This window comes from Streptomyces violens, from assembly GCF_000717745.1.
GTDB classification, from domain to species: Bacteria; Actinomycetota; Actinomycetes; order Streptomycetales; family Streptomycetaceae; genus Streptomyces; species Streptomyces violens.
This window is the reverse complement of sequence record NZ_JOBH01000002.1, coordinates 79,017-93,430: the sequence shown is the minus strand read 5'-3', so window position 1 is coordinate 93,430 and position 14,414 is coordinate 79,017. Positions and strand designations below refer to the sequence as shown.

Below are 14,414 nucleotides of genomic sequence, written 5' to 3'. Positions count from 1 at the left end.
GTGCCGTCTCCCTTGACCCGGGCGGAGGCTGGGCACAGGATCGCGCCATGGCAGGAGTGCGGAGCAGTACGGTCGACGGAATGCTGCGGCGGAGCGCGCGGCGGGTGCCGGAGCGCACGGCGGTGCGGTACGCCGAGCGGTCCTGGACCTACCGGCAACTGGACGAGGCGGTCACCGCCGCGGCCCGGCTGCTCCTCGGGGAAGGACTGCACCCCGGCGACCGGGTCGGATCATACGGGCACAACTCCGACGCCTACCTGATCGGATTCCTCGCCTGCGCCCGCGCCGGCCTCGTCCACGTCCCCATCAACCACCACCTCACCGGCGACGACCTCCAGTACATCGTCGACCAATCCGGCAGCTCTCTGGTCCTCACCGACCCGGCCATCGCCCACGAACTCCCGGACGGCGTACGGGCCCTGCCCCTCCGCGACGCCGAGGACGCGCTGCTCGCCCGGCTGGCACGGCTGCGCAAGGACCCCGCGGGCCTCGCCGCCCTCCCGCCGCTCACGGACGTCGACGCCGAAACTCTCGTCCAGCTGCTCTACACCTCCGGCACCACCGCGCTCCCCAAGGGCGCGATGATGACCCACCGCGCGCTCGTCCACGAGTACGTCAGCGCCATCACCGCACTGGACCTGGCCGAAACCGACCGGCCGCTGCACTCCCTCCCGCTCTACCACTCCGCCCAGATGCACGTCTTCCTGCTGCCCTACCTGGCCGTGGGCGCGCAGAACACCATCCTGGACGCACCCGTGGCCGAGACGATCTTCGAACTGGTGGGCGCAGGGCGTGCGGACAGCCTCTTCGCGCCGCCCACGGTATGGATCGGCCTGTCCCACCACCCCGACTTCACCGCGCGTGACCTCACCGGGCTGCGCAAGGCGTACTACGGCGCGTCGATCATGCCTGTGCCGGTACTGGAACGGCTCCGCGGCCGCCTCCCCGGGCTCGCCTTCTACAACTGCTTCGGGCAGAGCGAGATCGGCCCGCTGGCGACCGTGCTGGGACCGGGCGAGCACGCGGGGCGGATGGACTCCTGCGGGCGGCCCGTGCTCTTCGTGGAGGCGCGGGTGGTCGACGAGGAGGGCCGGGACGTGCCCGACGGCACGGCGGGCGAGGTCGTCTACCGCTCGCCGCAGCTGTGCGAGGGCTACTGGGAGAAGCCGGAGGAGACCGCCGCTGCCTTCAGGGACGGCTGGTTCCGCTCCGGCGACCTCGCCGTACGCGACTCCGAGGGGTACCTCACGGTCGTCGACCGGGTGAAGGACGTCATCAACTCCGGCGGCGTGCTGGTCGCTTCCCGGCAGGTCGAGGACGTGCTGTACGAGCACCCGAAGGTCGCCGAGGTCGCGGTGATCGGACTGCCGGACGACCGGTGGATCGAGGCGGTGACGGCGGTGGTCGTACGGACGGAGGACGCGGGCGACCTCGGCGAGCAGGAACTGATCGACGCCGCCCGCACCCGGCTGCCCGCCTTCAAGGCACCCAAGCGGGTCGTCTTCGTCCCCGAGCTGCCGCGCAACGCCAGCGGCAAGATCCTCAAGCGGGAGCTGCGGGAGCGGTTCGGCCGACGGCGGTGAGCGGCAGGCCGCCTGACCTGCGGTGACGTGTCGCTGCGGGGCGATTGTCAGTGGTGCCTGCCATGCTGAGAACCGCTCAGAAAAATGGGCGGTGCGGTCCGTACCCGGCCGGCGGGCGCACACCGTCACGACAGCAGTTCACACGCTTCGCCTCACACCGAAGGATCTGCTCATGCTTTCGACCCAGTACGAACCGGGCGCGCCGAACTGGCTCGACCTCGGCGTCCCCGACGTGGACGCGGCCGTCGCCTTCTACAGCGAGGTGTTCGGCTGGACCTTCGAGTCCGCCGGTCCGGACGCCGGCGGCTACGGCTTCTTCCGGCTGGACGGCAGGACCGTCGCCGCGATCGGCCCGCTGGTCGAGGAGGGCGCCGCCTCCTCCTGGACGGTGTACTTCCACACGCCGGACGCGGACGGCACGGCCAAGGCGGTGACGGACGCCGGCGGCACGGTCCGCGCCGAGCCGATGGACGTCTTCACGGCCGGGCGGCTGGCCGCGTTCACCGACCCGGCCGGCGCCCAGTTCGCGGTCTGGCAGCCCGGCGACATCAAGGGGCTGGAGGCCGTGATGGAGTCCAACGCCCTGTGCTGGACGGAGCTGTACACCACCGACAGCCCCACGGTGAAGGACTTCTACCGCAAGGTCTTCTCCTGGCAGTACCAGGACCTGCCGATGGGCGAGGCGGGCGCGTACACCATCGTCGTACCGGCCGGCTCCGAGGCCTCGCCCGCGTTCGGCCAGGGCGGCATCATGCAGCTGCCCCAGGAGAACCTCGACCGCGGCTCCACGTCCGAGTGGCACCCGTACTTCGGCGTGGACGACTGCGACGCGACGGCCGCGGCGGCGACCGAGCGCGGCGCGGTCGCCCTCATCCCGCCGGTGGACGCGGAGGGAGTCGGCCGCCTGGCGATGTTCCGCGACCCGTACGGCGCCACGTTCGCCATCATCAAGGGAGAACCGCCTACGAGCTGACGAGCTGACGGAGACGGGGGGCGGAGGATGGGGACAGGGGTGGGGTGCGGCGAGGGGGAGGGGTGGGAGGGGGCGGGGGGGGGGAAGCCCCCAGAGGCTCGGGTCACGCGTCCCGGAGGTCGACGATGCGCTTGATCTTGCCGACCGAGCGCTCCAGCGTCTCCGGGGCGACGATCTCGACCGCCACGGTGACCCCGATGCCGTCCTTCATGGCGCGGGCGATCCGGTCCACCGCGGCCGTGCGCTGCTCGGGGGTCGCGTCGGGGCGGGCCTCGGCGCGTACGGTCAGCTCGTCCAGCCGGGCCTCACGGGTCAGCCGCAACTGGAAGTGCGGCGCGATCCCCGGAGTACGCAGCACGATCTCCTCGATCTGGGCGGGGAAGAGGTTCACCCCGCGCAGGATGATCATGTCGTCGCAGCGCCCGGTGACCTTGGCCATCCGGCGGAAGGCGGGGCGCGCGGTGCCCGGCAGCAGCCGGGTGAGGTCGCGCGTCCGGTAGCGGACGACCGGCATGGCCTCCTTGGTGAGGGAGGTGAACACCAGCTCGCCTTCCTCACCTTCCGGGAGCACCGCGCCGGTGACCGGGTCGACGACCTCGGGGAAGAAGTGGTCCTCCCAGACGTGCAGCCCGTCCTTGGTCTCCACGCACTCCTGCGCAACGCCCGGCCCCATCACCTCGGACAGGCCGTATATGTCGACCGCATGGATGTCCATCCGCTCTTCGATCTCGCGGCGCATCTCCTCGGTCCACGGCTCGGCACCGAAGAGGCCCACCTGGAGGGAGGTCGTCCGCGGATCGATGCCCTGCCGCTCGAACTCGTCCAGGAGGGTGAGCATGTAGGACGGCGTCACCATGATGATCTCGGGCCGGAAGTCCTGAATGAGCTGCACCTGGCGGGCCGTCATGCCGCCGGACGCCGGGATGACCGTGCAGCCCAACCGCTCGGCACCGTAGTGCGCGCCGAGCCCGCCGGTGAACAGCCCGTATCCGTACGCCACATGCACCTTGTGGCCGGGGCGTGCGCCGGCGGCACGCAGCGACCGGGCCACCACATCGGCCCAGACGGACAGGTCGTGCTCGGTGTACCCGACGACGGTGGGGCGGCCCGTCGTCCCGCTGGACGCGTGGATGCGCCGCACGGCGGACTCCGGCACCGCGAACATCCCGAAGGGGTAGCCGGCGCGCAGGTCGTCCTTGCAGGTGAAGGGGAAGTGCGCGAGGTCGGCGAGGGTGCGACAGTCCTCGGGGCGCACGCCGGCCTTGTCGAACGACGCGCGGTGGAACGGTACGTGGTCGTACGCGCGCCGCAGCGTGGCCCGCAGCCGCTCGAGCTGGAGCGCCCCCAGCTCCTCACGCGTCAGCCGCTCCGCGTCGTCGTACGCCGTCGCGGCCTTCAGCCTGTCCGGTGTTCCTGCCATCCGCATGCACCGCCCGTGTCCCGTACCGGTCACCCGGACGCCGACCGATCATTCGGTGGCCGGTGTCGAAATCAAGTAATCAGCGGGCGGCGAACACGTCAAGGGTCTCGAACCGTGCCGCCGCGGGTACCTTCGGCCCATGGCGGACGTACAGAAGGTGCAGGTGGACGGGGTCGAGCTGGCGTACCGGGCGTGGGGCGAGGCGGACGCGCCCCCGGCCGTACTGCTGCACTGCCTCGGCGAGGACGGTGAGGACTGGCGCGGGGTGGTCGGCCAGCTGGCGACCACCCACCGGGTGTACGCGCTGGACCAGCGGGGACACGGCCAGAGCGACTGGCCCGGCGAGTACGGCTTCGAGCGGTGGCGGGACGACGCGATCGGCTTTCTCCGCGAGCTGCGGCTCGACGAGGTCACGCTGATCGGTCATTCCCTGGGCGCGGTGGCCGCGTTGCTGCTGGCCGCCGAGCGACCCGAACTGGTGGCCCACCTCGTGCTGGAGGAGGCGGCGCCCCCGCTGCCCGCCGAGCCGCCGCAGGAGGTACCGGAAGCCCCGCCCGGCCCGGCGGCGTTCGACTGGGCGGCGAAGACGGCGGTGGTGGCGGAGCGGAACGCGCCGGACCCGCGCTGGTGGGACGGCCTCCCGCGGATCACCGCGCCGACCCTGGTGATCGGCGGCGGCGCCGACAGCCACATCCCGCAGGAGCACCTGGCCCGTATGGCGGAGCTGATCCCGCACGCCGAACTGGTCACGATCGACGGCGCCGGCCATCTCGTCCACGAGGAGCGGCCGCGCGAATTCCTCGACGCGGTACGGGGGTTCCTGGCGCGGGAGGGGTGAGCTGCGGAGCCTTGCCCCGGTAGCCCTGACGGCCGTTGATCGAGTAGAACAAGGCGACAAGAACAAGGTGACACGCAAGACCGACCGAGAAGGGCAATCCGTGCCTCTCAGCGCCCCTGTCCGCCGTGGTGCACCGCGGCGCGTCCTCATCCGCCGCGCGGTGGTCACCGCCGCTGCCGCGACCGTCCTGTGCACCGGAGCGCCCGGCGCGGTCGCGGCCCCGGCGGCCCCCGCGGCCCACGCCGCTCCGTCCGCAGCGATCACGGACCGGGACGCCGCGCCTCCGCACCGGGACGCCGCGCACCCGGGCCCGCACGCCGTGCTGCGCCCGATCGCCGCGCTGTCCGCCGAGCGACTGGCCACCGCCGACCTGGTCGCGGCGGCGAAGTGGGGCACCGACAGTCCCATCGACGACCCGGCGCGCGAGCAGCAGGTGCTCGACGCGGTGGCGCAGCGGGCCCGCGAACTGGGTGCCGACCCCGACCGCACGGTGGCCGTCTTCCGCGACCAGATCGAGGCGAACAAGATCGTGCAGCGGGGTCTGCACCGCCGCTGGGCCGCCGACCCAGCTCAGGCCCCCACCACGCGCCCCGACCTCAACGAGGTCCGCAAGGAGATCAACCGCATCAACGAGGGCCTCGTACGCGCCCTCGCCGACTCCGAGCCCGCTCGCAAGTCACCGTCCTGTACCCCCGCCCTAGCTGTCGCCTCGGCACACGTCGTACGGGACGAACACCTGGATCCGCTGCACACGGTCGCCCTGGCCCGCGCCGTGCGCTCCGTCTGCGGCTGAGAGCCTGCGGCTGAACCCGGCGTCAGGGAATGAGGCCGCTCTCGGGCGTCGGGATGCGCAGTTGGGCGGCCTGGACCGCGGCGGCGTAGCGCGGGTCGGGCCGCAGGCCGTTCTCGCGCAGGCACGCCTCGGTGAACTTGATGACGTGCTCGTCCTTGTGCTCCACGGCGCGAGCGATCAGCTCGGCGAAAGGCGGGGTCTCGGTTTCCAGCGCGGCCTCGCGCGCCGTCTCCTCGCCTCGGCGACCGCCGGTGAAGGAGAGGAGGAGCGCCACATGGAGCTGCCAGACGGCGGCAACCGTCGGCAGCCGCATTTCCAGCGGAAGGTGGGGCAGGACGATCCGGACGGCGGCGGGCAGCGTCACTCCGTGCAGCAGCGGAATGGGATAGATCTCGGTGTGGACGAGATAGAGACCGGCGAACTCGGCCGTCATCTCGCTCAGTATCAGTTGGGGGTCCTTCGGAGCGACGGCGTGCAGCGCTTCGGTGTATCCGGGAATCTCGGAGATTCGGTCGAGCCTGTCCCGTGAGATCACCCTCGCCTTCGGCGGGGCCAGGAACTCCGCCATTTGCTCGCGAGGAATTTCCGCCACGGCCTGGGCCAGGCCGGCCTTTCCGCGGAAGTCCGCCTCTCCTGGAAGGGTGCGGTAACGGGCCGCCCAGTAGGCGAGCCCGCGCGCGAGTTCGGTCAGTTGTGCCCGGCTCGGATGCGGAGTGCCGGACAGGCTGCGCACGGCGTGCGCCGTTCGGATCGCGCCGTGCGTAATTCCCGCCAGCAGCCCGGAGATGAGGCGCGGCCACCATCGGACGAGTACGTCGCGCCAGGGAGCGTCGGTCAGTTCCCGGAAGAACAGCTGCTCCCAGTCCCCGGCCCGGCTGAAATCGCCCAGGGCGGATCGCCAGGAGCCTTCGTCCGATGCATCGAGGGGAAGGAAAGGCGCGGGCCTGTCGTGGTGCGGCTTGGCGCGGTAGACCTCGACCCAGGTGCCGATCTGATCACCGTGCCCGAGGGTGGCCAGCGTTTCGGAAGCCATCGGACCGTGATTGACCAATTCGTTGCGGTCGCCGCGCTCGTATCCCAGATCGTCCAGGCGCTCCAGCGCTTCGTTGACGGCATCGACATAGGTAACCACGGGATCTCCTCTTCTGCGCTTTCTCGAATATCGGTGACGTATCGGTGGCGTGTGGGTCTTGTCAGGAGAGCAGGGGAGCAAGCTCTTCGGTGAGGAGTTCCATGTGGCGGACCACCAGGTCGTCGGGCATGCCGGCGATGCTCGACCAGAAGATGAGGTGTTCCACGGGCAGCCCCTGCGTCATCGCTCTGATGCGCTGTGCGGCCTGTTCCGGAGTAAGGACATCGAGCAGTTCGCGCAGCTCGTCGGAGGCCGGATTCGGATCCAGCCACGGCAGCTTCGGCCGGCCGCTGCCCTCCGACCAGCCCTGCCGATAGGTATTTTTCTGATGGGCCAGATGAGGTGCGATCCGCACCCAGGCGGCCTCGGGATCGTCCGCCAGCACAATGGGCACGAGGTCTGCGACGCGTGCCGTGCTCACATCGCGTCCGGCCTCTTGGATTCCGGCCAGGTAGTGCTCGAACATGGGGCGGGATATGTGGAGGTACCCCATGCCCAGTCTGCCTGCCATTCGCGCTCCGCGTGGACCGTAGAACCCGCCCCATATCGGTACGGGATCCTGCAGCGGCAGCGGGGTCACCACGTGTTCACTCCACAACCGGCGTACTTCCGCGACGGCCTCCCCGGCACGCGTGGTGCGGCGCTGGTGCGGGACATGGAAAAGCTGGAATTCCGGGACTCGGTATCCGGCGCCGATGCCGAGCTCCAGACGGCCGCCGCTGATCAGATCGACAACTGCTGCTTCCTCGGCCAGATGAGCGGGTGCACGCAGCGCCGGAATGACCACCGAGGTGCCGATGCGTGCATGCTTCGTGCGCGCCGCGGCGGCCGCCGCGAAGGTGAGCGGCTGCGGCAGATAACCGTCCTCGAAGCGATGATGCTCGGTGAACCAAAGCCCCCCGATGCCGCGTCGATCGGCTTCCTCGCAGAATTCCAGCGTACGCGCATAGTGGTCGGCCCACGGCCGCTCCCATTGCGCCGGATTACGCAGATCAAAGAGGAGCCCGATCCTCATTATCGTTCTCACCTTCCGTGGAACACGGCGCGCGTGAACTTCGCTCGAACAGCCTCTGTTGGTCAGGGCGCGGGGGTCAAGGTTTCCTGTGTCAGGTCTCGGTGAGGGAATGTCATATCGGCGTTAATCACCAGGTGAATCGCGCCGGTTGCCTGCCGTCGCGGGGCCGCGGGCGCCACCGGCCTCGGCTAGTCTCGACTTGCGCGATGTGCGCAACTTCGAGACCGATCCGAAGAGGGAAGGGCAGTTGATGAACGGGGAGCGGGCGGGGACGCGGGAGCGCCGGCGGCGCATGGTGGAGCTGCTGGCGGACGGTGACGTCAGCGTGCACCGGCTGGCGGCCGAGTTCGGCGTCTCGCTGTCGACCGTACGGAGGGACCTGGCCAGCCTCGCGGACCGGGGACGCATCACGCGTACGTACGGTGGCGCGGTCGACCACCGCCTCCCGGAGCGGTCCTGGCGCGACAAGGAAGGCGTGCAGCGCGCCGAGAAGGCCGCGATCGCGCGGGCGGCGGCGGAGCTGGTGCGGCCGGGCGACGTCGTGCTGCTGGACGCGGGAACGACCGTCGCGGGGGTCGCCCACGAGCTGCGCGACCGCACCGACGTCACGCTGGTCACGAACGGGCTCTCCACGCTGCTCGAACTGGCCGACGCGGACGTGGAGCTGGTCGTCCTGGGCGGGCGGCTGCGCCGGCCCAACGAAGCGCTGCTGGGCGCCCGTACGCTGCGCGAGCTGCGCGGCATCACGCCGGATCTGGTCTTCCTCGGCGTCGACGGGCTGGACGCGCGGCGCGGCATCAACTGCCCCGACCACGAACAGGCCGCGCTGAAGGAGGCGATGGCGGAGTGCGCGCGGGCCCCGTGGGTCCTCGCCGACCACTCCAAGCTCGGCAGCGCGCCTTTGGGGGGCGAGGACGTCGGGCTCCTGGGGCCCGCCTTCCCCTACTGGGCGGCGATGCCTCCCGGTACCGGACTGATGACCACGACCAGTAGCGCAGCGCTCGCGGCATACGAAGAGGAGCGCTGGAACGTCTCGGCGGTGCACGCGTATTGACGCGCCCGCGACCGGTGGCCAAGGCTGAAGTGACACAAACGCGCATCTCCGAATGCGTGGTTCGCTCGTTTCGGGAGGCGCCGTGCCGCAGGTCCTCGTCGTCGGAGACGATCTCACCGGGAGCAACGCCACCGGCGCGCTGTACGCCAGACTGGGACTGCGCGCGGTCACCGTCAGCACGCTGGACCAGGTACGCCGCTTCGCCGGCCGCGCCGACGTCCTCGTCGTCAACACCGGGTCCCGGCACTGGCCGGCAGGGCGCGCCTACGACGCGGTACGGGCGGTGGTCGCGGCCGCCGGGCCGGTCCCGCTCGTCGCCAAGCGGGTGGACACCACGCTGCGCGGCAACCCGGGGCGGGAGCTGGACGCGGTACTCGACGCCCTGGCGGCGGCAGCCGCCGAGCAGCCGGCACCAGCCCCCACGGTCTCCGCAGCCCCCACAGCCCCCACCCGCGTCCTCGCCGTCCCCGCCTTCCCCGACGCCGGCCGGACCACCGTCGGCGGGCTGCACCTCGTCGACGGCGTGCCGCTCACCCGTACCGCCGTCGCCTGTGACCCCTTCGACCCGGTACGGCACTCCCGGGTGGCCGCGCTGCTCGGCGAGCAGACGAGCCGGTCCACCGCCGAACTCCCGCTGGACGTCGTGGAGTCGGGCATCGAGCAGGTCGTCACGGCGCTGCGCGCGGCCACCGCCGACATCGTGATCGGCGACGCCACGGAGAACGCCCATCTGCACACGATCGCCGCGGCCGCGGCCCGGATCGCCGCCGAGGACGGGGTGCGGTGGACCGTACTGGACTCGGGTCCCTTCGGCGCCGCGTACAGTGCCGCGCTCGGCATCCGGCCGCAGGGCGCCGAGCCGCCGCGCGTCCTCGCCGTGGTCGGCAGTATCACCGAGCGCACCGGCGAGCAACTCGACCGCGCCGCGTCGGAACTGGGCGCCGTCTGGACCGAGCTCGACCCCGAGCGTCCCGAACCCGGGGCGGTACTGCGTGCGTTGCGGGCCGCGGCCGACGAAGGGGCGACCGTACTCGGGGTACGGGTCGCGACAGGCACCACGCGCCCTGTACCGAACGCGCGCGCCGCCGAACGCATCCTCCACGCCCTGTCCGAGACCGCCCGTCGCGCGGTCACCGAACTGCGCCCGGGCGGGCTGTACGCGTCGGGCGGCGACGTCGCGGCCGCCGTGACCGCGGCGCTGGGCGCGGAGGGGTTCGCCATCGAGACCGAGGTGCTGCCGCTCGCCGTCGCCGGGCACCTCGTCGGCGGGCCGCACGACGGCCTGCACTTCGCTACGAAGGGCGGCCTGATCGGCGGCCCGGACGCGGCCCGCGACTGCCTCGACCACCTCCGCGTGGCCTGTACGCGCGACGCGCTGCGGGGGTGGGAGCGGGGTGAGGAGGAGGGCGGGGGGAGGGAATCGAACGGAACGCTGCGCCCGATTGCGCGCGGTGGTAGCTCCCCATCCCGGGCATACCCGGAAGCGGCCGCGCCGTAACTCTCCGTGTTCGCAAACTGTCCGTCTTCACGAACTGCCCGTGTTCACGAACTGTGCGTGTTCACGCTCTCGTATCTCCCGCTGTGAGGTCATCTTCATGAGTGCATCCGCCGCTTCTTCCACGACCGCATCTGCCGGCTCCTCCGTCCTCCCCGTACTCGCCGTCACCCTCGGCGATCCCGCCGGTATCGGGCCGGAGATCGTTGCCCGTACGCTCGCCGATCCGGAGACCGCAGCCGTCGGGCGCGGGATCGCGGTCGGGGATGCCGCCGTACTGCGGCGTGCCCTCGCCGTTTGCGGGCTGGACGGCGTGCGGGTCAACGCGATCGGCGCGCCGGGGGACGCCCGCTTCGAGCCGGGGAGCATCGACGTGCTCGACCTCGGGATCGTCACCGGGGACCTGGCGTGGGGCAAGGTAAGCCCCGAGGCCGGGCGGTCGGCCGTCGCGGCGATCGAGACGGCGACCCGTGTGGCGCTCGACGGCGAGGTCGACGGCATCGTCACCGCGCCGATCAACAAGGAGGCCATCTGGGCGGCGGGTTCGCAGCACCTCGGGCACACCGAGATGCTCGGCGAGCTGACCGGCGCGGCACACTTCGACACCATGTTCGTCGTGCGGGGACTGAAGATCTTCTTCACCACCCGGCACGTCGCGCTGCGCAAGGCGCTGGACCAGATCACCGAGGAGCGGGTCGCGGCGAGCATCCGGCACGCCGTCACCGCGCTGCGCGTCTTCGGACACGACGAGCCCCGGCTGGCCGTCGCCGCGATCAACCCGCACGGCGGCGAGGGCGGACACTTCGGGGACGAGGAGATCACCGCGCTGCGGCCCGCGGTGGAGAAGGCGGCCGCCGAGGGGCACGGAGTGTTCGGACCGGTCCCCGCCGACTCGGTCTTCCACCAGGGGCTGGCGGGCCGGTACGACGGCGTGCTGTCGCACTTCCACGACCAGGGGCACATCCCCGCCAAGACCGTCGACTTCGACGGCACGGTGTCGGTGACGGTCGGGCTGCCGATCCTGCGCACCTCCGTCGATCACGGGACCGCGTTCGACATCGCCGGTACCGGCAAGGCGTCGCCCGGCACCATGGCCGCCGCCTTCCGTGCCGCCGCGGACTTCAGCCGCTTCACCGACCGGATCCGCGCCGCGTACGGGACGGGGGGCCGCCCATGACAGCCCCGGCGCCGGCACCGGCGCAGGCGCCGGCCAAGCGCTGGGTGTACGTGATCCCCGTCGCCGCGTTCATGTACATGCTGGCCTACCTGGACCGGAACAACGTCTCGGTCGTGCTGCCCTACATGCACGGCGATCTCCAGCTGTCCAACGCCGACAAGGGCCTGGTCAGCGGCATCTTCTTCCTCGGGTACGTCTTCCTGCAGATCCCGGCGGCGGTGCTGGCGCAGCGCTGGAGCGCACGGAAGACCGTACTGATCCTGATGGTCGCCTGGGGACTGGCGGCGATGGCCTGCGCCTTCGTGCAGACCAAGGAGCAGTTCTACGTGGCGCGCTTCGCCCTCGGCTTCTTCGAGGGCGGCGTGTGGCCCGCCGTACTGATACTGCTCGCCTCCTGGTTCCCGCTGCGCGAGCGGGCCCGCGCCAACGCCCTGTGGATGGCCTGTCTGCCGCTGTCGTCGATCATCATGGCTCCGTTGTCCGGCCTGATGCTCGACCACGCGAGCTGGCGGTGGGTGCTCTTCCTCCAGGGCGTGCCGCCGCTGGTGTGGGCCGTGGTGTGGTGGTTCGCCGTCGCGGACCGGCCTGCGCAGGCCCGCTGGATCTCCCGGGCCGAGGCCGACCACCTGGAGAGCGCGCTGGCCGCCGACGAGGCCGCGAAGCCCGCGCCGGCGGGCGGGGGTTCGTATCTGAAGGCGGTACGCAAGCCGCAGGTACTGCTGCTGATCGGGGTGTACTTCTGCTGGATGACCGGCTTCTACGGGTTCAGCCTGTGGCTGCCCTCGGTCGTCAAGGAGCTGACGCACGGGGGCTCGTCGACGGAGGTCGGGCTGCTCACGGCGGTTCCGTTCGCCCTCGCGCTCGCCGCGATGATCGGTAACGCCGCCTGGTCGGACCGTACGCGGCGGCGGCGCGCCGCGGTCGCCGGGCCCCTGGTCGTCGGCATCGCCGCGCTGCTGCTCGGCCAGGTGGTGGACAGCGGGTTCCTGCAGATGGTGCTGCTGTGCGTGACGGCCGCGGCGGTGTACGCGCCGTACGGGCCCTTCTGGGCGATCCCCGGTGAGCTGCTGCGGTTCGAGGTGGTCGCGGTGGCCATGGGGCTGGTCAACGCGCTCGGCAACCTGGGCGGCTTCGCCGGGCCGTACCTGGTCGGCTGGCTGACCGATGTGACGGGCACGCAGCTCACCGGGTTCGCGGTGCTCGCGGGCTTCCTGGCGGTGGCCGCCGGGCTGGTGACCTTCGGGCTGCGCCCGGCGGCCACGGCGCCCCTCGGCAGTCAGCCGCCCGCCGCCACCCGCTTCGCCCAGCGGTAGTCCGCCTTGCCGCTGGGGGAGCGCTGGATGCGGTCGGTGACCACGACCGTGCGGGGGATCTTGTAACCGGCCAGCCGGGTGCGGCAGTGGGCCTGGACGGCGGCCAGGTCCACCGGGCCCGCGCCCGGCCGCAGCTGCACCACGGCCGCCACCCGGCTGCCCCAGCGGTCGTCCGGCACGCCCGCGACCAGCGCGTCGTATACGTCCGGGTGGGCTTTGAGCGCCTGCTCGACCTCCTCCGGGTACACCTTCTCGCCACCGGAGTTGATGCACTGCGAGCCGCGCCCCAGGACCGTGACCACGCCCTCCTCGTCGACCGTCGCCATGTCGCCCAGGAGTACCCAGCGCTCGCCGTCCGCCTCGAAGAACGTTTCGGCGGTCTTCGCCGGGTCGTTGTAGTAGCCCAGTGGTACGTGGCCGCGCTGCGCCAGCCGGCCGGGCTCACCGGGCCGTACCGGGGCGTGCGTGACCGGGTCGACCACCGCCGTACGGCCGTTGACGTGCAGCCGGAAGCCGGTGTCCGGGCCCGCGTCCTCCGTCGCGGTGCCGTTGAAACCGGACTCCGAGGAGCCGAAGTTGTTGAGCAGCATCGCGTGCGGGACCAGGGCGGTGAACTGCGCGCGTACGGTGTCGGAGAGGATCGCGCCGGAGCTGGAGACGGCGAACAGTGAGGAACAGTCGGTACCTTTCAGGGGGCCGGCCAAGGCATCCGTCAGAGGGCGCAGCATCGCGTCGCCTACGAGGGAGACGCTGGTGACCCGCTCGCGTTCGATCGTCCGCAGTACCTCTTCGGGCACGTACTTGCGGTGTACGACCACTTTCTGGCCGAAGTGGAAGCCTATGAACGCGGTGAGGGTGGATGTGCCGTGCATGAGCGGGGGAGTGGGGAAGAAGACCAGGCCCTCACCGCTCGCGGCGGCCCGTTCGGCCAGCTCCTCGGGGCGGGAGACCGGTTCGCCGGTGGGGGCGCCCCCGCCCGTCCCGGAGAAGAACAGGTCCTCGTGGCGCCAGACCACGCCCTTGGGCATGCCGGTGGTGCCGCCGGTGTAGATGATGACGCGGTCGTCGGCGCTGCGCGGGCCGAAGCCGCGGTCGGGTGAGCCGGCGGCCTCCGCGTCCGTGAACGGCACTACGGGGAGGGCAGGTTCGCGGCACCCCGGGGGCGGCGTACCGACGCGTACGAGGTGCCGCAGGCGCGGCGCTTCGGGTGCGGCCGCCGCCACTCGCCCGGTGAACTCCGCGTCGAAGACCAGCGCCACCAGGTCCGCGTCCCGGTAGAGGTAGACCAGCTCCTCCTCGACGTACCGGTAGTTGACGTTGACGGGAACGGCGCGGATCTTCAGGCAGGCGTAGAGGGCCTGGAGGTACTCGACGCCGTTGTAGAGGTGCAGGCCGACGTGGTCGCCGGGGCGTACGCCGGAGTCCGCGAGGTGGTGGGCGAGGCGGTTGGCCGCCCGGTCCAACTGTGCGTAGGTGAGGCGGCGTTCGGCGCCGGTGCCCGGGTGCTCGGCGTACACCAGCGCCTCGCGGTCCGGTACCGCGTCGACGATCGACTCGAAGAGGTCGGCAAGGTTGTACTCCACGTCTCCTCCTGATCGCGCGGCGGCCGGTCCGGCGCTCA

12 protein-coding genes are annotated in these 14,414 nt (G+C 71.5%); 8 read left to right on the top strand and 4 right to left on the bottom strand.

Annotation, left to right across the window (positions count from 1 at the left end; genetic code table 11):
• Positions 1–47 precede the first annotated feature (47 nt).
• Positions 48–1,583: a fatty acyl-CoA synthetase gene (locus tag IF04_RS0103685; protein WP_030250757.1), complete on the top strand. Its 1,536-nt coding sequence runs from the start codon at positions 48–50 to the stop codon at positions 1,581–1,583.
• Between the two features lie 172 nt (positions 1,584–1,755).
• Positions 1,756–2,556, top strand: coding sequence for a VOC family protein (locus tag IF04_RS0103680; RefSeq protein WP_030250753.1), 801 nt, complete (start codon positions 1,756–1,758; stop codon positions 2,554–2,556).
• A gap of 103 nt (positions 2,557–2,659) precedes the next feature.
• Here IF04_RS0103680 and paaK read toward each other — a convergent pair whose 3' ends face one another.
• The gene (gene paaK, locus IF04_RS0103675) at positions 2,660–3,976 is read right to left on the bottom strand and encodes a phenylacetate--CoA ligase PaaK (protein ID WP_030250749.1); all 1,317 of its coding nucleotides are present in this window, start codon (positions 3,974–3,976) and stop codon (positions 2,660–2,662) included.
• Between the two features lie 139 nt (positions 3,977–4,115).
• On the opposite strand from paaK, the gene IF04_RS0103670 reads away from it, so the two are divergent.
• Positions 4,116–4,814, top strand: coding sequence for an alpha/beta fold hydrolase (locus IF04_RS0103670; protein ID WP_030250746.1), 699 nt, complete (start codon positions 4,116–4,118; stop codon positions 4,812–4,814).
• 100 nt (positions 4,815–4,914) lie between these two features.
• The gene (locus IF04_RS0103665) at positions 4,915–5,607 is read left to right on the top strand and encodes a chorismate mutase (protein ID WP_245654262.1); all 693 of its coding nucleotides are present in this window, start codon (positions 4,915–4,917) and stop codon (positions 5,605–5,607) included.
• 22 nt (positions 5,608–5,629) lie between these two features.
• Here IF04_RS0103665 and IF04_RS0103660 read toward each other — a convergent pair whose 3' ends face one another.
• Complete coding sequence (locus IF04_RS0103660; RefSeq protein WP_030250738.1) at positions 5,630–6,739, bottom strand: questin oxidase family protein; 1,110 nt, start codon at positions 6,737–6,739, stop codon at positions 5,630–5,632.
• Positions 6,740–6,800: 61 nt separating this feature from the next.
• Positions 6,801–7,754 carry an LLM class flavin-dependent oxidoreductase gene (locus IF04_RS0103655; RefSeq protein ID WP_030250734.1) on the bottom strand — a complete coding sequence of 318 codons (954 nt, stop codon included), beginning with the start codon at positions 7,752–7,754 and terminating at the stop codon, positions 6,801–6,803.
• A gap of 208 nt (positions 7,755–7,962) precedes the next feature.
• Between IF04_RS0103655 and IF04_RS0103650 the strand changes: the two genes are divergently transcribed.
• The 4 genes from IF04_RS0103650 (at position 7,963) to IF04_RS0103635 (ending at position 12,793) form a co-directional block, all read left to right on the top strand.
• A complete protein-coding gene (locus IF04_RS0103650; protein WP_245654297.1) occupies positions 7,963–8,808 on the top strand; it encodes a DeoR/GlpR family DNA-binding transcription regulator in 846 nt (281 codons plus the stop codon).
• Positions 8,809–8,890: 82 nt separating this feature from the next.
• Positions 8,891–10,306, top strand: coding sequence for a four-carbon acid sugar kinase family protein (locus tag IF04_RS0103645; protein ID WP_078599801.1), 1,416 nt, complete (start codon positions 8,891–8,893; stop codon positions 10,304–10,306).
• Positions 10,307–10,403: 97 nt separating this feature from the next.
• Complete coding sequence (pdxA, locus tag IF04_RS0103640; RefSeq protein WP_037958236.1) at positions 10,404–11,480, top strand: 4-hydroxythreonine-4-phosphate dehydrogenase PdxA; 1,077 nt, start codon at positions 10,404–10,406, stop codon at positions 11,478–11,480.
• Complete coding sequence (locus IF04_RS0103635) at positions 11,477–12,793, top strand: MFS transporter (protein WP_030250724.1); 1,317 nt, start codon at positions 11,477–11,479, stop codon at positions 12,791–12,793. Before pdxA ends, IF04_RS0103635 begins: the two co-directional genes overlap by 4 nt.
• Here the strand turns inward: IF04_RS0103635 and IF04_RS0103630 are convergent.
• Positions 12,757–14,376, bottom strand: coding sequence for an acyl-CoA synthetase (locus IF04_RS0103630; protein WP_030250714.1), 1,620 nt, complete (start codon positions 14,374–14,376; stop codon positions 12,757–12,759). The genes IF04_RS0103635 and IF04_RS0103630 overlap by 37 nt on opposite strands.
• Positions 14,377–14,414 lie beyond the last annotated feature (38 nt).